This window comes from Desulfobacterium sp. N47 (genome assembly GCF_051233685.1).
In the GTDB taxonomy this organism is placed as follows: Bacteria; Desulfobacterota; Desulfobacteria; order Desulfobacterales; family RPRI01; genus RPRI01.
Map to the genome: position 1 here is coordinate 1 of NZ_JBAMMY010000089.1, position 18,902 is coordinate 18,902.

General features: G+C 39.3%; 15 protein-coding genes and 4 tRNA genes. 8 read left to right on the forward strand and 11 right to left on the reverse strand.

All coding sequences use genetic code 11. From position 1 onward, the window contains the following. Positions 1 to 297 (forward strand): hypothetical protein (locus tag VXK47_RS05755; protein ID WP_435547822.1); only part of this gene is annotated, 297 nt, incomplete at its 5' end. Between the two features lie 192 nt (positions 298 to 489). Here the strand turns inward: VXK47_RS05755 and VXK47_RS05760 are convergent. From VXK47_RS05760 to VXK47_RS05805, 10 genes are all read right to left on the reverse strand, one after another. Next, positions 490 to 2,115: a NuoF family protein gene (locus VXK47_RS05760; protein ID WP_435547823.1), complete on the reverse strand. Its 1,626-nt coding sequence runs from the start codon at positions 2,113 to 2,115 to the stop codon at positions 490 to 492. A 548-nt stretch (positions 2,116 to 2,663) separates the two neighbouring features. Further along, entirely contained in the window at positions 2,664 to 4,640 is a 1,977-nt protein-coding gene (locus VXK47_RS05765) for a dihydro-2-naphthoyl-CoA reductase (protein ID WP_125168731.1), read from the reverse strand. Between the two features lie 133 nt (positions 4,641 to 4,773). Continuing rightward, the gene (locus tag VXK47_RS05770) at positions 4,774 to 6,786 is read right to left on the reverse strand and encodes a 2-naphthoyl-CoA reductase (RefSeq protein WP_125250248.1); all 2,013 of its coding nucleotides are present in this window, start codon (positions 6,784 to 6,786) and stop codon (positions 4,774 to 4,776) included. 432 nt (positions 6,787 to 7,218) lie between these two features. Next, positions 7,219 to 7,809, reverse strand: a complete 591-nt coding sequence (locus VXK47_RS05775) for an FAD-binding protein (RefSeq protein ID WP_435547824.1) — start codon at positions 7,807 to 7,809, stop codon at positions 7,219 to 7,221. Positions 7,810 to 7,885: 76 nt separating this feature from the next. Next, on the reverse strand, positions 7,886 to 8,518 hold the full coding sequence (locus VXK47_RS05780; RefSeq protein ID WP_435547825.1) for a hypothetical protein: 633 nt from the start codon (positions 8,516 to 8,518) through the stop codon (positions 7,886 to 7,888). Then, positions 8,512 to 9,162 (reverse strand): molybdopterin-containing oxidoreductase family protein, encoded by a 651-nt coding sequence (locus VXK47_RS05785; protein WP_435547834.1) that lies wholly within the window; start codon positions 9,160 to 9,162, stop codon positions 8,512 to 8,514. Before VXK47_RS05785 ends, VXK47_RS05780 begins: the two co-directional genes overlap by 7 nt. A gap of 233 nt (positions 9,163 to 9,395) precedes the next feature. Continuing rightward, the gene (locus VXK47_RS05790) at positions 9,396 to 10,013 is read right to left on the reverse strand and encodes an SDR family NAD(P)-dependent oxidoreductase (protein WP_435547826.1); all 618 of its coding nucleotides are present in this window, start codon (positions 10,011 to 10,013) and stop codon (positions 9,396 to 9,398) included. Beyond that, positions 10,000 to 10,149 carry an SDR family NAD(P)-dependent oxidoreductase gene (locus VXK47_RS05795; protein WP_435547827.1) on the reverse strand — a complete coding sequence of 50 codons (150 nt, stop codon included), beginning with the start codon at positions 10,147 to 10,149 and terminating at the stop codon, positions 10,000 to 10,002. Before VXK47_RS05795 ends, VXK47_RS05790 begins: the two co-directional genes overlap by 14 nt. Positions 10,150 to 10,228: 79 nt before the next feature. Continuing rightward, positions 10,229 to 11,281 carry an AI-2E family transporter gene (locus tag VXK47_RS05800; RefSeq protein WP_435547828.1) on the reverse strand — a complete coding sequence of 351 codons (1,053 nt, stop codon included), beginning with the start codon at positions 11,279 to 11,281 and terminating at the stop codon, positions 10,229 to 10,231. 202 nt (positions 11,282 to 11,483) lie between these two features. After that, positions 11,484 to 11,560, reverse strand: a tRNA-Pro gene (locus VXK47_RS05805). Between the two features lie 421 nt (positions 11,561 to 11,981). On the opposite strand from VXK47_RS05805, the gene VXK47_RS05810 reads away from it, so the two are divergent. The 7 genes from VXK47_RS05810 (at position 11,982) to VXK47_RS05840 (ending at position 18,398) form a co-directional block, all read left to right on the forward strand. Beyond that, positions 11,982 to 12,068 (forward strand) — tRNA-Leu (locus VXK47_RS05810). Positions 12,069 to 12,139: 71 nt separating this feature from the next. Continuing rightward, a complete protein-coding gene (gene tig, locus VXK47_RS05815) occupies positions 12,140 to 13,453 on the forward strand; it encodes a trigger factor (protein ID WP_435547829.1) in 1,314 nt (437 codons plus the stop codon). 74 nt (positions 13,454 to 13,527) lie between these two features. Further along, positions 13,528 to 14,148: an ATP-dependent Clp protease proteolytic subunit gene (gene clpP / locus VXK47_RS05820; RefSeq protein ID WP_435547830.1), complete on the forward strand. Its 621-nt coding sequence runs from the start codon at positions 13,528 to 13,530 to the stop codon at positions 14,146 to 14,148. Continuing rightward, positions 14,145 to 15,389: an ATP-dependent Clp protease ATP-binding subunit ClpX gene (clpX, locus tag VXK47_RS05825; protein WP_435547831.1), complete on the forward strand. Its 1,245-nt coding sequence runs from the start codon at positions 14,145 to 14,147 to the stop codon at positions 15,387 to 15,389. Before clpP ends, clpX begins: the two co-directional genes overlap by 4 nt. A 163-nt stretch (positions 15,390 to 15,552) precedes the next feature. Further along, entirely contained in the window at positions 15,553 to 17,997 is a 2,445-nt protein-coding gene (lon, locus tag VXK47_RS05830; RefSeq protein ID WP_435547832.1) for an endopeptidase La, read from the forward strand. A gap of 94 nt (positions 17,998 to 18,091) precedes the next feature. After that, positions 18,092 to 18,167: transfer RNA gene (locus tag VXK47_RS05835), tRNA-Val, on the forward strand. A gap of 153 nt (positions 18,168 to 18,320) precedes the next feature. Next, a tRNA-Asp gene (locus VXK47_RS05840) sits at positions 18,321 to 18,398 on the forward strand. A gap of 88 nt (positions 18,399 to 18,486) precedes the next feature. Here VXK47_RS05840 and VXK47_RS05845 read toward each other — a convergent pair. Then, the gene (locus VXK47_RS05845; RefSeq protein ID WP_435547833.1) at positions 18,487 to 18,612 is read right to left on the reverse strand and encodes a hypothetical protein; all 126 of its coding nucleotides are present in this window, start codon (positions 18,610 to 18,612) and stop codon (positions 18,487 to 18,489) included. Positions 18,613 to 18,902 lie beyond the last annotated feature (290 nt).

Sequence of the window (18,902 nt, forward strand, 5' to 3'; positions counted from 1 at the left end):
ATTTTTCATTTATCCGGCAATAGCGGACCTTTTGAAAAGGACTTTGTAAGAAAAAAGAACTTAAACCCGGAGAAAATATCAGAGACCTTTGGTAGCTTAATTTTTATGAAAATCAGTCTTGACATGGGGTCCACTATAATATTCCGATTGCTCAGTTGTATTTGGGTATGGGTATGTATGCTAACCGCAGAAAATTTACTAAAGGGCTTCGATGACGCCCCCAAATTTTATAATATAGTTTTTACAGGCGGATACGATAAAGGGCTTCGTGAGAGTAAATTGTTTCGGGGCTGTTAGGATTACATGTAAGCGAATTTGCCACCGTTGGCGAAGGGCAGATTTTATTCCTGCGGATAGCATACATACCCATACCCAATCGGAACAGATTTATGACAATTGCTATATACATTACATAGTGTTTTATAATAAAAAAGCGCCTCGGGTTTCAACGACCAGAAGCGCTTTTTTAAAGTTTTATATAAAATCAAATCATGATTCAGGCATATGACAAACACCGGATGGACACCGCTTTTCATTTATGTGAGCTTCATACTCATGTCTGAAAAAACGAAGAGTTGTAAGCACCGGGTTCGGAGCGGTTTTTCCTAAAGCGCAAAGTGATGTTTTTGCAACCGCTTCACCAATTTCCAAAAGCATGTCGATGTCTTCCGGCTGGCCTTTGCCTTTGGTGATGTCATCTAATATGTCAAACATCTGCTTTGTGCCAAGTCTGCAAGGTATGCACTGCCCGCATGACTCTCTTTGTGTGAAATCAAGAAAGTATCTTGCCACATCAACCATGCATGTTTCTTCATCCATAACAACGATACCGCCGGAACCCATTATAGAGCCTGCATCGTTCAGTGAATCAAAATCAACCGGAAGATCCAGAAGATGTTCGGGAAGACAACCGCCGGAAGGGCCGCCGGTCTGAACCGCCTTAAATTTTTTGCCATCGGGTATTCCCCCACCGATTCCGAATATAATTTCCCTTAGCGTAATTCCCATAGGCACTTCAATCAAACCGTTGTTTACCACCTTGCCCGTAAGTGCGAGTATTACAGTACCTTTGCTCTTTTCAGTTCCTATACCGGCAAACCAATCGGCTCCATTAGCTATAATCTGAGGGATATAAGCCAGTGTTTTAACGTTATTCAGCAAAGTAGGTTTGTCCCATAGGCCAACTTCAGTGGTACGGGGACGGGGAGATGCTTTAGGCATTCCGCGTTTTCCTTCTATAGAAAGCACCAAAGCCGTAGATTCTCCGCATACAAAAGCACCCGCTCCCTGAAAAACTTCAATATTGAAAGTAAAATCAGTTCCCAATATCTTTTTGCCGAGGTATTTGTTTTTCTTTGCTTTTGAAATAGCAGTTCTCAAACGTTTTACAGCAAGAGGATATTCAGCGCGTACATAGATATAACCAACTTTAGCGCCAATCGCATATCCGGCAATCACCATTCCCTCAAGAAGTGAGTGCGGAGTTCCTTCAATAACCGAGCGGTCCTGAAATGCACCGGGATCGCCTTCGTCTGCATTACAAATGACATATTTAACATCACCTTCTGCTTTGTAGCATGCTTCCCATTTACGACCTGCCGGAAAGCCTGCGCCGCCTAAGCCCCGAAGTCCGGAGCGTTTTACTTCATCAATAACCTGCTCCCGGGTCATACCGGAAAGAACTTTTTTCAATGCCTCGTAACCTCCTGCGGCAATATAATCATCGATATTTTCCGGGTCTATGTGACCGCAATTTTTAAGCAGTGTCCGCTGTTGTTTGTTATAAAAAGGAATGTCATTATAATGGGGTAACATTTGATCGGTAACAGTATCCCGGTAAAAAAGGCGCTCAACCGGTTTTCCGCCATCCTTAAGCGATTGAGCAATCTCAGGGATATCCTCAGGAGTTACGTGGGAATAAAAAAGCTCCTCCGGTTCAATAACAACAAGAGGGCCTCTCTGACAAAATCCGTGACAACCGGTCTGTTTCACTAAAACAGTATCTTCTAAATTGTTATTTTTGACTTCATCCTGCAGTGCAGATAAAATTGCTTCAGATCCTCCCGAAATACAACCTGTTCCCTGGCAAACAATAATATTATGCTTATGGGACATTTTAACATTACCTCCTCAATATAAATCTCTTTAACATCAAATGGAAGTTCACAGGATTTTATTTAACAACAAAATCCTTAAAGGTTAATCACAGACTTCTTATATTATAAGAAACCTGAAATTAACAAAACATATCTGAAGGAAAATTCCTTATAAATTTTTACTTTTTGCAAAGAAAAATCCTTCTTGCAATCTTGCTCAAAGCAGGACTTTTAATAAAAATCAAGCAATACTTTATTTTAAAATAAAATTTTTCGGTATTAGCGGATGATAATTGAAGCTCCCTGCTGCAAACAGCGAGAAATCTTCTACCGTAACGACTTGAGACCTTTATATAATACAGTATATTATCCGATTAATTTCTCTGTTTCAGTGTTTATGAGAATTTTGATAAATTCTTATAACTATTCTCGGATTTGAGAAAAATCAAATGTTGTTAAAAGGTCCTGACTTTTGATTGTTTTAGATTCGTTAGCTGATTCTGCAAGCAAACTTGCAGAATCAGCTTTTGCTGTTGCGGTTTATGAGCCCAACTATTTGTTTTTTAGCTATATCTTACGGCCTAACATAAAACCGTCCATTATTGCATCTTTTACTCTTCCAGGATTATTGGAGTCACCTATTCTATGTACAGACACCTTTCCTTCAAGCTCTTTTGCAAGGGTTTTTTCAGATTTGTACCCTGCAGCAACCACTATTGTATCGCCTTCAAAAAATGCTTCATTAGGACCATATTGAAAGGTTTTCCGTTCTCCCCATACTCCATATTCAGTAATTCTGGTAACCATTAGATCGGTTTCCATTTGAAGCTTTGCTTTTTTCAATCGCATCATCAAATCAAATCTCAATGCGCGGGGGACATCATTGGCAACACGGGGCAGCATTTCCAGCATAATCATTTTCTTGCCTTTTTGAAGAAGAAATTCAGCAACTTCACATCCTACCATACCACCGCCGATAATAACCGTCATATCTCCGACTTCTCTTTTACCCATAAGCACATCTACGCCAAGCATTACATTCGCTCTCGCCATGCCCGGAACTTTTGGTATAAAAGGTTTTGTGCCTGTTGCGACAATTACCTCATCCGGATTAATCTGGAATACGTCACTTAAAGTGGCTGTTTTGCCTGTTATAAGTTTTATACCACTTTTTGCAATTTGTGTCCGGTAATAATCAACAAGATACTGTGTATCTTGTTTATGAGGTGCAATAGCTGCTGCTGCAAGCATACCGCCGACTTTATCCTGTTTTTCCATCAAAGTGACATCATGGCCTCTTTGTTTGGCAACAAGAGCTGCTTCCATGCCACCAGGCCCGCCTCCGACTATAAGAATCTTTTTAGCCTTTTGGGCTTTGGGCGGTTCTGCGCTGCAAATATATTCGATACCGAGTCTGGGATTTACACTGCAAATGCATGGAGTATCAACAGTTTCAAGGCACCATGCGCAACACATACACGGACGGATATCTTCAAAACGGCCTTCTTTTGCTTTATTGCATGTTTCAGGATCGGAAAGCAACTGACGGCCAAGAGTCATAATATCTATTTTGCCTTCGCTTATTGCTTTTTCGGCATCTCTTAAATCATTTGTTCTGTCTCCGCAGATTACAGGAATCTTAACATTCTTTTTTACTGTTTCGCCAAGATACAAATACTGCCCTGGTGTTACCGAATTGCTGAGCATTCCAACCGGAGCTTCATGCCAGCCTACAACAACATCTACTGCGCAAATGCCCATTGTTTCAAGCCTGGGAACGATCTCGGTTGCACATTCTTCCAACGTATAGCCGTTTTTTGTAAACTGGGCTCCTGAAATTTTTGAAAAGATAGGGAAATCACTGCCTGCTTCATTCTTTATGCTTTCAACAATTTCACGAATGATTCTCATTCTGCCGTCAAGATCGCCGCCATATTCATCAGTTCTCTTGTTTGTCTCGGTTGAAATAAAACGGGCAAGAGTATAACCTGCGCCAAGCATAAGCTCGACACCGTCAAAACCTGCCGTTCTCAGTCTCTTTGCGCATTGGCCGTAAGTTTTAACAATTATTTCAATTTCTTTTACAGACAAGGGCCTTTCCAGAAGTCTTTTTGCGTTTGTCGGGGTTCCGACCCTAAATGGTGTGCTGGGCCGACCAAGAAGATTTACTCCCGAAGGTCCTATAATTTCTACGGGGCCGTCTCCAAAAGCCCAGCCATAACCTGTTCCGAACTGTCCGACTATTTTGGTGCCGTGCTTGTGAACTGCATCAACTACCATCGCAAGGCCCGGGATAAATTTATCATCAAAGGTCCATGGGAAATAACCATGTTCAGTCCTGTAAGGCCATAATGCCCAATCTATAAGGCCGACACCGCCCTGGGCTCTTTCTTCAAAAAAGCGGGCAAAACGTTTTGTTGACCGCCCGTCTTCCGCATAACCAAGCGCCATCGGCGACATGCGAACCCTGTTTGGTATCTCAACACCAGCTATATTTATTGAACTGAATACATTTTTAAGGCTCATTTCAATCCTCCTCATTATAAAATAGAACTCTCCTTCCCGATATTTATCTACTGGTTATCGGAAAGGAGATATTATTAGTCACAATTGACTAAAGAAGCTGTTTAAGCCTAAATCACAGGATCAAAAACAGCTTCCTTAAGCAGTTTTATCCTTAAATCTTGACACCCATTTTATAGCCGTCATGAATTGCTTCATAAAGTTTTCTTACTCCTGCACAATCTCCTATGGAGTAAACTTCCGGAGCTATTTTGGTACCAACGGCTTTTGCAAGTGCATCGTCTGCATCCATCCCTTCTGCTACAACTACATTATCGGCTTCGATAGTTACGTCTTTTCCGCCTGCTGTAGAAATTTCCACACCGTCGTCGTTAATTTCATTAATTGTGACATTGGTCATACTCTTCATATTGAGTTTGGCCATAAGCCTTCTGTGTTGAAGAATGTTGAAGATGTTAACATCAAAACAAATGTGCTTGCCTTTTTCCAGAACAGTAACTTCTTTACCTTGCTCTGCGACATACTCAGCAGTTTGAATAGATATTTCATTGCCGCCTATAAATACGACTTTGTCACCCAATTTAACTTTTCCTTCAAGAATATCAAAAACATTTGTAACTATCTTGTTGTCTATTCCTTCTATTTTAGGCCTTGAAGGTTTACCGCCTGTAGCAATTACAAGAACATCCGGAGCTTCAGCCTTAATGGAATCTGCGGTAGCTTCGGTATTAAGTTTTAACTTGATTCCAAGTTTATCAATCTGTGCTTTATAATAACGAATTGTTTCAGCCCAGTCATAAAGCAAAGGCGATTTTACACCCAATTTCACTTCTCCACCAATAGAATCGCTTTTCTCCATTATTGTTACATCATGTCCCCTGACTGCAGCAAGTCTGGCGCATTCCATACCGGAAGGACCAGCGCCGACAACAAGTACTTTTTTCTTCTTTGCAGCGGGATTTATAGCGTATGCCGGATCCCATTCGTTTCCTACCCTTGGATTTACCATACAACCCATGATGGCATCAATAAATACGTAGTAAAAACATCCCTGGTTACATGCAGTACAGGTAACAATATCTTCCGGACGTCCTTCGCAAACTTTCTTGGGAAGATAAGGATCTGCAATACCGGGACGGCACATTTCCCAAATATCTATTCTTCCTTCCGCAACTGCTTTTTCAGCTACATCGGGTTGATTCATACGATAAGCCATACAAATAGGCGCTTTGATTCCGGCTTTTTTCCAATTATCTGCAAGATGCAGCCAGTCGCCAGGTCTTTTCTCAGCAGTAATTGCTGCACCCGGAGATTCATGCCAGCCTACAGTAATACTGAAAAGGTCTATCCTGACGGCAGCTTCGCACATTTTGGCTATTTCTATATATTCTTCGTCAGTATTTCCGCCTTCAATAAGGTCGGTGGAATTCAGTCTCATTACAAGCGGATAATCATCTCCAACTTCCTTCCTGATTCCTTTTAAAATCTCAATGAGGAACCTTGCCCTGTTTTCAAGTGATCCGCCCCACTTATCTGTTCTTTTATTTGTCCATCTGCTCAGGAAATCTGCAATAAGGTATCCAACTATAGCGCATACCTCAACTCCTTTCCATCCGGTTTGTTTAAACATTCTGGCAGCAACGATATGAGCTTGAATCTGCTCTTCTATTTCTTCAGGAGTCATCTCACGGCAGGGAGAATAACGTTTTATCGGGCTTGACATTGCTGTTGGTCCGACAGGCTCGGGACCGACTGTCTTACCCCCGGCTATTGCTTCATGAATACCGTATTCATGGGCATGGCCGTATCTTCCGGTATGCATGATCTGCCCTATTGACATAGCCCCTTCAGCATTAATTGCATCAGCCAGTTTCTTGAGTCCGGGAAGATGGCTTTCTTCTACCAAGCCCATCTGGCCGACATAGCCTTTACCCAGAATATGGGTATATCCACCTTGAGAAACCACGATGCCAAAGCCACCCTTAGCTCTTTCTCTGAGGTATTCTATTTCACGATCAATAACATTACCATTTTTAGTATCGCAGAAATTATCAACAGTTGCAGCATATTTCATTCTGTTTTTTACTAAATGATTTCCAATTTTAATGGGCTTACACAAATTTTCATACATAATTGTTACTCCTCCTTTTGTTAATATTAATTCAATTTTTAGAAAGCAGAGGCAATGGGCATCTTCTTAAAAGCACAATCATACAACAATATATCTTATCCAAATGCAAAATAACCGAAGTCTACCATATAAAAACCGGCTTAGATGCCCATACCAGCAGAAAATTGCTGACATGGTTATTCTTTATTTTCTTGAGCTTAAGAAAAATATACGTTTTTCAAAGATTTCTTGGTACGTTACAACAAGCGAACAAGCGTTCGTTCTTAATACAACAGCTAATAATTTACGTCAAGGAAAAAAAAGTATCAAGCGTTATTTGAATCTTTGTGGGAATAAATTTGATCTAAGGTTTAACATGCTATTATGCTTATTAATTATAAAACTGATAAGGTTATCAAAATACTTTTTTTTGATACAGCAGCAAACGCATATTGCAGGTGTTTATATAAAAACTGTATTAACAAGCGGTTATTCAATGTTTACAGCGGCTGTCTCGCCTGCAACATAGCCTGATGTATAGGCCAGATGACAATCCGCAAGAACCGATCCACCCATCATATTTTCGCCTATAGCCCCTCCTGCCGTATGAAAAGCTGCATAAAGACCGGGTATCACAGAACAATTTGTATCCAAAACCTGAAAATATTCATTAACCCGCAGACCACATTGACTGGCTCCTATATTTGAACCGACTTTTATTCCGTAAAACGGGGGATTTTTTACAGGTATCAAAAATTCCGCTTTTTTCCCGAATTCATTATCCACTCCTGCTTCGCATATCTTGTTGTAGCTGAAAACTCTTTCTTTAAGCCTGACCGGATCCAGTCCCAATTTCTGCCCAAGTCCTTCTATGGTGGTATCTATCTGTATCATGCCTGAATCGATAGCTTTTTTCACAGCTATGCGCCAGTCTTTAGGGCATATACTTTCATTCCATTTATCCATTCCGGGAAGATCCGGAGTAAGCGGATGTTCACAAAAGTCTCCTTTAAAAATATTTATATTTTTCTCATAATTACTGTCAAAGATCACATAAGCGCGGCCTCCGGGCTGGGACATAATGGCCGAACCTTTACTTATAAACCTAATTGCAGTGAAGATGAGTCTTCATTAATAAATCTTTCACAGCGTTTATTTATAAAAAGCCAGGGTTGCCTTGATAATTGAACATCTCCTGAATAGAGATAGCGGTAAAAAGAGCCGGTTTTTTCAAAGCGCTTCTCATCTTGTTGGTATTCGGCCAGGTTAAAAGAGGGTTCGACCCTACTACTGCAAGACCTTTGATTGGATAAGGTTTACCGGTTAATATCATATCCGGCAACAACATTCCCTGTGCCGTCCATCCGCCCTGAACCAGAATCGGAAATTGCTCCTGTCCCATAGACGGCTCCTTTGGAGTATCTGATAATCTGAGCGATGCACAATTTGCAACAGAAGGAATCTCAGGTCCGCCAAGATCTACAGCAAGCAGGCCTCCGGCAATATCAATATTTGCAGTAATTGATTGCAGAATCAGCATTGCTCTCTGGCTTTGAAATCCTGTTGGAACCTGCTGTAGCGTATTAATTCCTTCTACAATACAAGCCGGTTTATTGGCTGCAAAAAGATGTGCCATGCTTCTTATGATCTTTTCGGGAACCAAAGTTATTTTTTCGATTTTTTCGGGAGGATAAGCTTTTATATGCTCAGCTAATTCATCAAAACCGGTTGTCCATTTTTCAACAAACTGCGTATCATATAAATTATCTGAAATGATTACATTTAACATAAAGCACAATCAGTGCCGGGTCTTATTTGAGCATGGATGTCAGCCTTTTTTGCGAAAGAAGTCTTGCGGGGATCAATCACAATTAGTTTTGCGCCATTCTTCCTGGCATTCATAATCTGTTCGGCGGTTATAAAATTGGATTCAGCAGGATTATGCCCCCATAATATAATGCATTTGCTGTTTTCAGGGTCAGCGGCAGGAAATTTACCAAGAGTCAGCATATTGGCTGTAATACGTGACAGGTAGCACATGCTTTCAGGAGTTATGAAATTCGGGCTTCCGTAAGCATCACAAAATCTTTGGAGCAAGGTCATTGAAGTAAATCCATGGCATACAAATGACATACCTTCCAATACCGCCCAGGATTTTGCGCCATAGTTCTCCTTTATTTTGTTTAACTCGGCAGCCATAATATCTAATGCTTCATCCCATGAAATTCTTTTAAATTCTCCGTCAACTTTCTTCATTGGATATTTGATGCGATCGGGAGAGTATACATAATCTATTATACCTGCTGCTTTGGGACAAAGTTTGCCATGATTCCAGGGATGATCGGGGTCTCCTTCTATCCTGACGACCTTTTCATTTTCAACCGAAACAACTATTCCGCAAGCCCAGGGACACATTCCGCATAATGTTTTAATTTTTTTTGGATACCCATATGTTTTCTCCTTTCACGGCTTCGTAAAAAATCCTAATGCTTCGTTGAGTTTCATCTTTCGTCATTACAGAATCCTTGGCGGCATATAAAATGCCACCCTACGGTAGGGCCGGGTTTTACACCCAGCCTAACTTTTTAATTTCTCAAAAATTTAAGCGCATTTCATATGAAGTTTTTAAAAAACTGTCTTTAATAATTCCTGAATAAAATATTTGATCATGGCATACTTACCCCGCCGTCAACTGAAATAGTCTGGCCTGTAATAAATGAAGCTTCATCCGAAGCCAGAAGCACGGCAAATGCTGTATAATCATCAACTGTGCCGGTTCTGCGCATCGGTGTCATGTTAACCATAAACTTAAGGTCTTCTTGAGGAAAATTGGTCGATCGGAAGGTGCTGGTTTCAGGAGTTAAGCCACATGCGATAGCATTCACATTTATTCCGAAAGGACTGAGTTCAGCCGCCATAGCCCTGGTCATAGCAAGCATAGCGCCTTTGGTTCCCCCATAATCCGAATACATCGGTACTCCTATTCTGGCTGTGGATGAGCATATTCCGATAATCTTGCCATATTTTCTCTTAACCATTTCTCTTGCCACAAGCTGGGTGCAGAAAAAAACTCCCTTTTGATTTACCGCCACAACCCGGTCAAAGGCGGCTTCGTCTTTTTCAAGAAATGGAGCCGGTGTATAAACACCGGCATTGTTTACAAGAATATCTATCTTTGAAAATTTTTCTATGGTTTTATTAACCATGCTTTGTATATCTGCGATAACGGATACATCCGATTTTAAGGCAAGCACGTCTCGCCCGTATGCTTTAATATCCCGCACCGTTGCCCGTAAGCCTTTCTTCAACAAGGTCTGTAATAACGATATTTGCGCCTTCTTTTGCCATCGCTATTGCAATAGCTTTTCCTATGCCTGAGCCCCCGCCGGTAATAATCGCTATTTTATCTTTTAATTTCATTTCATACTCCTCACTCCGATCTCTAACCTATCCCCTTGATCCTTGATCCTTGATCCTTCTCACCGGATTAATTCAGATATTACACATTATCGGTGTTTTCTGTTTGATCTAAACGGATAGCGGAATATATTTCAAAAAATGCAAAGAAAAGACTCATCGTAAGGGGACCGAGGAGAAATCCTATAGGTCCGAAGAACACAATACCTCCAAGAACAGACAGCAGAATGAGCATAGGATGCACCTGCATTCTTTGTCCCACAAGCTTCGGCCCTAAGAAATTATCAATAATTCCAACGGCTCCTGCACCCCAAACGAGCAGGCCGAATCCCGGCGCAATTTTGCCCGTTAAAAAAAGGAATATAATTGCAGGAATTAAAACAAGCGATGTACCAACACCGGGAATAAGAGCAGACACTGTAGTTACACTACCCCAAAACATGGCATTCGGAATTCCAAAAAATGCAAACCCTGCAGCTGAAAGCACACCCTGAATAAGGGCTATTACAAGATTTCCCTTAATAACCGAATTTATGGCTCCCTCAAGTTTATTGGAAATCAACTCGTTCTCATTACGTGGTAAAGGACTTAAATTTAAAAAAGTTTCTTTGAGTTTATGGCCGTCTTTAAATAGATAATATAGTGAAGTTAAAAATATGAAGGAATTTATCATTAATTTTGCGACATTCGAAAAAACACCACCAATATGACTAAGCAGCAGACCAAGCCCTTCTTTTAGATATAAATCGATATCAAATTTCAATTCTTTTACGGCAGGAAAAAACCTGCCGGTCTTTTCAATCAGATTATAGATTGTTTCATGCACGATCTTCTTTGTGCTGCCCGCTGCAAGAGACATATATAGTTGCTGAGCTTCGTTAAGTATTTGAACTCCGAATAATATAATAGGGACAAGTAAAATAGTTATAACAAATACCGTGGAAATAAGAGCAGAGATCCCGCTTCTTTGTTTTGTAACTTTTAATACATATTTATGAACAGGTTGAAAAACGACTGTAAAAACGACTGAAAAAATCAGAGTGTAAATAAAAGGCTGAAAAATAAATAAAACAAGAACAAAAGATCCGGCAAGCAGAGCCGAAAGTAAATAAAAATGCGGTTTCTGATTATCCATAATTACACCCTGCTAATCTATATGGTTTCCCTGCTTAAATTGCGCTTTATTATTCGTAATTATAGCATACCTGTGCGTACGCTGAATTATAAGCATTTTACACATTACACTTATGAGGCATTTTGCTTTTTCCGTCAGTCCTGACGTGATGATTAATGATAACGTGTGATTATATAATAATGAAATCTTGAAATATTTGAAATGGTCGGGGCGAGAGGATTTGAACCTCCGACTCCCTGCTCCCAAAGCAGGTGCGCTACCAGGCTGCGCCACGCCCCGACTGTTGAAATAAATTATAATAGAGCCGTCAATTAGCACGCTTTATTTCTTACTGCAAGCTGATATTTTTAAAAAAAGCCTGTTTAATAAATATTATGATAAAATAAGCTATTGGCCAGATATTGATGTTTTTCAAAGATCTGGAATTGATCCTTTAATTTAGATATTTTAATAATCCGAATGGAAAAAAACAAACCAAAAAAACCATTGTTGGCCATACAAAAAAGCTTTTTAGTTAATAGGTTACAATATATTGACATAACAAGGACTTTAAGCAATTTCGCTTGACACTCATATTTAGTTTATATTAAGTGTAAAAGTTATTAGAATAAAACCGGTATAAAAATACGCTTATTTTAATTATTCAGGCACTCTAATCTTGTTTGCCTGAAATTGCAATACTGATAATTTTTAACAATTTGCGAAAGTGGCGAAATTGGTAGACGCACTGGACTTAGGATCCAGCTCTGGCAACAGAATGGGAGTTCAAATCTCCCCTTTCGCACCAAATAATATTTAAATAAACTTGTAATATTCAGGGATAAAATCCCGCACTTGTTTTTATCAGAAAGGAATTATATGGAAGTTACTATTGAAGACATCAGCACTGTAAAGAAAATTCTGCACATTGAAGTTCCAAATGATATGGTTATGCAGGAAATTAATAACGCCTATGACACTCTTAAGAAAACCGCAAAATTAAAAGGTTTCCGCCAAGGCAAAATACCACGTTCTGTTTTAGAAAGATATTTTAAAAAGGATGTTCATGCGGATGTATCCAATAAGCTTCTTAAGGATTCATTTATTGATGCCGTCAGAGAAAAAAACCTGAAAATTGTAGGAGATCTAAAAATAGAACCAGTTGAGATTGACGAAAAATCGCCATATAAATATGAAGCGACTATAGAAATAAGGCCTGAGATTTCCGGTATTGAATTTAAAGGCCTGAATCTGAAAAAAAATGTATATAATATAGGTGAAAAAGAAGTTGAAGCACAGCTTAAATTGCTTCAAAAAAATCTGTCTCAACAAAAAACAATAGAAGAAATCCGGCCAGCAGCTAATAATGATTACGCTCTTATTACATATGAAGGTCTCAAAGACGGTCAACCATTTGAAGAAACTGCAAAAACAGAGAATTATACGATGAAAATCGGTTTGGGGCATTTTACAAAAGATTTTGATGATCAGGTTGTTGGTATGAAACCGGGTGAAAATAAAAAAATAAGCATTAACTTTCCTGAAGACTATTTTAATTCCAGGCTTGCAAACATTAATATAGTCTTTGATGTTACCCTTAATGAAATCAGAGAAGAAATTCTGCCTGAAATAAACGATGAATTTGCAAAAAATTTCGGCGAATTCAAGACACTTGAGGAACTTAAAGATAAAATAAAAGAGAATCTTACACAGGGATATGAAAAACGTGTGGAACAGGAAATAAACGAGCAGATATTTACAGAACTTATTTCAAAAACTCAGTTTGAAGTCCCTGAAACAATGATAGGATATGAGCTGGAAAATATAATAGCTGAAGCCGAAAGATCTTTTGCTTATCACAATACATCTTTAGAAGCTCTTGGCCTTACAAAGGAATCACTTTCAGAAAAATACCGTGATGTTGCAGAAAAACAGGCAAAACGCCATCTTATTTTAGACAAAATAATAGAGCAGGAAAAGCTAAGCCTTAAAGATGAAGAGATGCAGGAAGGTTTTAAAAAAATATCCGAAGATTTCCAACAGCCTCTTGAAGAAATTAAAGAATTTTACAGTCAGAATATGGACAGGCTCAATTATTTTAAACAGACATTACTTGAAAAAAACGCTATCAATCTTATATTGGAAAATAGTAACATTGAGAATGTAGAAGCTGTACTGGAAACAGGAAAATAAAAAACAGGTTTTTTTGAATTTATAATCCTTAATAACCGGAATTTTAACGACATCAAGTTAAAAGGAGAAATAATTTGCCACTGATACCTATGGTTATAGAACAGAGCAGCAGAGGAGAACGTGCGTATGACATATATTCACGGCTTTTAAAAGACAGGATTATATTTCTTGGAACTGCAATGAACGATGAAGTTGCAAATCTTCTGATTGCCCAGCTACTTTTTCTTGAATCTGAAGATCCTGACAAAGATATAAATTTTTACATCAACTCTCCTGGTGGAGTAGTAACTTCCGGTCTGGCTGTTTACGACACAATGCAATATATAAAGTCTGATATAGCAACTGTATGTATAGGCCAGGCTGCAAGTATGGGCGCTCTTTTGCTGACAGCCGGAGCTAAAGGTAAGCGTTACGCTCTTCCTAATGCGCGCATATTAATTCATCAGCCCATGGGAGGATTTCAGGGCCAGGCATCCGATATTGCTATCCAGGCCAGAGAGATTCTAAGAATGAAAGACACTCTGAATGATATCCTTACCTTTCATACCGGGAAAGATTTAAAACAAATACAGGTAGACACAGATAGAGATTATTTTATGTCCGGCAAAGAAGCGGAAGAATACGGTCTTATAGATCATGTGATAACAAACAGAAATGATCTTGATAATATTGAAAAAGCTGGAGGCGTCAAATGACAAAGAAGAGCAACGGCATTGATAGTCTATTTTGCTCATTCTGTGGGAAAAATCAGAAAGAAGTTACAAAGCTGATCGCAGGGCCTGCTGTTTATATATGTAATGAATGTATCCAGCTTTGCAGCGAAATCATTGAAGAAGAAAGTGATAAGACCACTGTTGAGCAGGAAACTCTTTTAGTACCCAAACAAATAAAAGAAATGCTGGATGACTATGTTATTGAGCAGGATTATGCAAAAAAGATCCTGTCTGTTGCTGTATACAATCATTATAAGAGACTCAATTCCGATATAAGCGCCGGAAATGTTGAATTACAGAAAAGCAACATACTGCTGATTGGTCCGACCGGTACCGGTAAAACCCTGATGGCTCAAACCCTGGCAAGATTCTTAAATGTTCCTTTTACTATTGCTGATGCAACCAGTCTTACTGAGGCCGGTTATGTCGGCGAAGATGTGGAAAATATAATTCTATCTTTATTACAAAATGCAGATTATGATGTTGAAAAATGCAAGCGTGGAATTGTCTATATAGATGAAATAGACAAGATAGCCGCAAAATCTGAAAATCCTTCGATAACAAGGGATGTTTCGGGTGAGGGTGTTCAGCAGGCACTCCTGAAAATCATAGAAGGAACTACAGCCAGCGTACCTCCTAAAGGAGGACGAAAACATCCTCAGCAGGATTTTGTAAAAGTAGATACAATGAATATTCTCTTTATATGTGGCGGTACTTTTAATGGACTTGACCAGATAATCCAAAAAAGATTCGGATCAAAGTCAATGGGTTTCGGTGCAAAAATCTCAGGTAAAGAAAATAAGAGCAAAAGTGAATTGTTAAAGCTGGTTCAGCCCGAAGACCTGATTAAATTCGGATTGATTCCCGAATTTTTAGGCCGTCTTCCTGTTGTTGCTTCTTTAGATGAATTAAGTGAGGAAACACTGATAAGGATTTTAACCGAGCCGAAAAATGCACTAATAAACCAGTTTAAAAAACTTTTTGAAATGGAAGGCATAAATTTAAGATTTACCGACAGCGCTTTATCCGCCATAGCAAAAGAAGCTCAGAAACGCAAATCAGGTGCAAGAGGACTTCGCGCAGTTCTTGAAAGTTGCCTGCTTGATATCATGTATGAAATTCCTTCAATCAAAAATGTGAAGGAATGTGTAATCAGTGAAGATGTTATCAATAACAAGGAAGAACCCATCCTGTTATTTGAGCAATCAAAAAAACAGGCCTAAATTATACAGATGGCCTTGCATCTTTAAAATAAGTTTCGTATTTGGCTGCGCGATTTATGATAAGCTTTGCTCTTGTCCGGTTCTATCTGTTTCAGCACGATTTCAGGAAACATATTATAAACTATTTTATCATTATAAATTAAGAATTGTAGATAACTAACTTATGGTTAATATACCCAAATTATTTAATAAAGAACAAGAAACACCCCCGGTTAATACTCAACTACCTCTTTTACCTTTAAGAGATATTGTTGTTTTTCCTCATATGATTGTTCCTCTGTTTGTAGGAAGAGCCAAATCCATCAACGCTCTTACACACGCCATGAACAAAGACAAGAGCGTTTTTCTTGCAACACAAAAAACTGCAAAAGAAGATGATCCCGAGGAAAAGGATATAAATTCTATCGGAACAATCAGCAAAGTTCTGCAGCTTCTTCGCCTTCCGGACGGAACCGTGAAGGCATTGGTTGAGGGAAAATCCAGAGGGCGTATTGTTTCTTTTTTAAACGATGAAGGTTTTTATAAAGTCGAATTTGAGCCTGTCGTTGAAATTGGAGTTGATAAAACAGAAAGCGCCGCTCTGTGCAGGGCTTTGATAGAAGCTTTTGAGATATATTCCAATCTTACCAAAAATATACCGAAGGATTTTGAAAAGAAGCTAACCGAAATAACTGACCCTTCCCATATGGCCGATACTGTGACTGCTCATTTCCCTTTTAAAATTGAGGATAAACAGCGTCTTCTTGAAACACTTGCCGTTAATGAGCGATATACCTATCTTCTTCAGCTGATCAATACTGAAATTGAAATATACAATACCGATCAGCGGATAAAACACCGTGTCAAAGAACATATGGACAAGACACAGAAGAACTATTATTTAAACGAGCAGATACGGGCAATAAAGAAAGAGATGGGAACCGAAGACGACTTCGGCGATGATCTTAAAGATCTGGAAAACCGCATCAAAGAAAAAAAGATGTCAAAGGAAGCGGAAGAAAAAACCGCGCAGGAATTTAAAAAACTTAAGATGATGACTCCGATGTCTGCCGAAGCAACCGTTGTCAGAAATTATATTGACTGGATTATCAGCCTTCCCTGGCAAGAATGTTCAGCGATTAATTCAGATATTAAAGATGCGGAAAAAATTTTGAACGAAGATCACTTTGGTCTTGAAAAACCAAAGGAGAGAATTCTTGAATATCTGGCTGTGCAAACACTGGTAAAGAAAATAAAAGGGCCTATCCTCTGTTTCGTCGGCCCTCCCGGTGTAGGTAAAACTTCTCTTGCCAAATCAATAGCAAGAGCAACAGGCAGAAGTTTTGTCCGGCTGTCTTTAGGCGGAGTTCGTGATGAAGCTGAAATAAGAGGGCATCGGCGTACATACATAGGTGCAATGCCAGGCAAGATCATTCAATCTCTTAAAAAAGCGGGAGTAAACAATCCGGTTTTCTGCCTTGATGAAATTGATAAAATGAGCATGGATTTCAGAGGAGATCCATCTGCTGCGTTACTTGAAGTTCTTGATCCCGAACAGAATAACAGTTTTAGTGATCATTACCTTGATCTTGATTATGATCTTTCGGATATCCTATTTGTTACAACTGCTAACACACTTCCGGATATACCTCTACCGCTGCAGGACAGGATGGAGATTATCCGCCTGCCCGGGTATACTGAAATGGAAAAATACCGTATAGCAAAAGATTTTCTGCTTACAAAGCAAATCGAAAGAAACGGTCTTGATGGTATGGATATTTCTTTTTCTAAAAATTCGATTTATACAATCATTCAACACTATACCAAAGAAGCCGGAGTAAGAAATCTTGAACGCGAAATTTCATCAATCTGCAGGAAAATAGCGCGTGAAGTATTGGAAGATAAGGGAAAAACTTCCTTTAACATTACTGCTTCATCTATTTCCAAATATCTTGGATCGCATAAGTTCAGGTATGGAATGGCTGAAGAAAAAGATCAGATCGGACTTGTTACAGGTCTTGCCTGGACACAGTTTGGCGGGGAACTTCTTTGTGTTGAAACACTCGTTTTACCCGGAAAAGGTGATGTAACCATTACTGGAAAGCTTGGCGATGTGATGAAAGAATCTGCCCAGGCTGCAATAAGTTATGTCCGTTCACGTGCCGATAATCTTATGATAGAAGATGATTTTTACAAAAAAATTGATTTGCATATACATATTCCTGAGGGAGCTATTCCAAAAGATGGGCCTTCGGCCGGTATTTCCATGTGCACATCCATTGTTTCAGCTCTAACTAAAAGGCCGGTTTACAGCAGCATTGCCATGACCGGTGAAATTACATTAAGAGGGCGTGTTCTTCCTATAGGCGGGTTAAAAGAAAAATTACTTGCAGCTCACAGAGGAAGAATAAAAAAAGTAATTATTCCCGGAGAGAATGAAAAAGATCTAAAAGAAATACCTCAGAGCGTTCTTAAGGAGATAGAAATCGTTCTGGTCGAACACATGGATGAAGTGCTCTCGCACTCTCTGATTCTCGGTGAAGGGGACGTATTATTTAGAAAAAATGACATGCCTCTTGTAATTCCTTTAGAAAAACAGTATGCGAAACAAGCGGCGCCTTTGATTTAAATATTTATCAATTTTGACTTGACAATATTTACTCATATTGTTAAAAGCATCATTCGCTTTGAGTATAAATCTTAAACAATATCCATTTTAATATGGGCGGGTAGCTCAGCTGGGAGAGCATCGGCCTTACAAGCCGAGGGTCACAGGTTCAATCCCTGTTCCGCCTACCAGATTTTTTTTATTTTGATGGATTCGTAAGAATAATCCATCAACCCGGTCGGGAGCTTATAATATCCGGCCTGGAAAAGGTAAAACCCTTTTCCGATGAACAAATAGTGTTGCATTGACTTTTTGTGAATTTTTTTTGATTGCTGTTATAAAATGGGGGCGTAGCTCAGATTGGTTAGAGCGCCGGCCTGTCACGCCGGAAGTCGCGAGTTCAAGTCTCGTCGTCCCCGCCATTTTGTCAATATATTCAAAGTAGTTATAGAGCTACCTTGATTTCTGCCATTGCTGTTTATGGGGCTGACGGCTCCACAGACGGCTTTTTCATTTTATAGCTTCAATTTTTCTTGTATCAAAGAATTTGTCAAATAAGATAACTTCATTTTGGCCGGAAGGCGAAGGAAGGCTTTCAAGCACCTCACGCACACCTTCGGTTCCAAGGCTTTTCAAATCAAATACAGCTCTGTTGTTCGAGGGCTTTTATGGCGTAGAATAAGCTGGATTACAGCAACTTCATATCCGAGATGGTGAAGTATAATGGACCCCGAAATTTGAACTGATGGTTAAGCTGCTTTTTCTGTGATATTGACTCCATTATAAAGGAGACAGAATGAGAAAGCAATATCCAGGGAATTTTAAAGCAAAGGTTGCATTGGAAGCCATCAGGTCAGAGGATACGATAGCGGAGTTGTCATCCAAGTATGAGATTCACAGAGCCTTGGTTATGCGATGGAAAAAAG

What these genes read in the sequence shown, in the direction of transcription:
- VXK47_RS05760 (WP_435547823.1), bottom strand. Translation starts at nt 2,115, where the DNA reads ATGTCCCATAAGCATAATATTATTGTTTGCCAGGGAACAGGTTGTATT.
- VXK47_RS05775 (WP_435547824.1), bottom strand. Translation starts at nt 7,809, where the DNA reads ATGTCCCAGCCCGGAGGCCGCGCTTATGTGATCTTTGACAGTAATTAT.
- VXK47_RS05780 (WP_435547825.1), bottom strand. Translation starts at nt 8,518, where the DNA reads ATGTTAAATGTAATCATTTCAGATAATTTATATGATACGCAGTTTGTT.
- VXK47_RS05795 (WP_435547827.1), bottom strand. Translation starts at nt 10,149, where the DNA reads ATGAAATTAAAAGATAAAATAGCGATTATTACCGGCGGGGGCTCAGGC.
- VXK47_RS05800 (WP_435547828.1), bottom strand. Translation starts at nt 11,281, where the DNA reads ATGGATAATCAGAAACCGCATTTTTATTTACTTTCGGCTCTGCTTGCC.
- tig (WP_435547829.1), top strand. Translation starts at nt 12,140, where the DNA reads ATGGAAGTTACTATTGAAGACATCAGCACTGTAAAGAAAATTCTGCAC.
- clpX (WP_435547831.1), top strand. Translation starts at nt 14,145, where the DNA reads ATGACAAAGAAGAGCAACGGCATTGATAGTCTATTTTGCTCATTCTGT.
- lon (WP_435547832.1), top strand. Translation starts at nt 15,553, where the DNA reads ATGGTTAATATACCCAAATTATTTAATAAAGAACAAGAAACACCCCCG.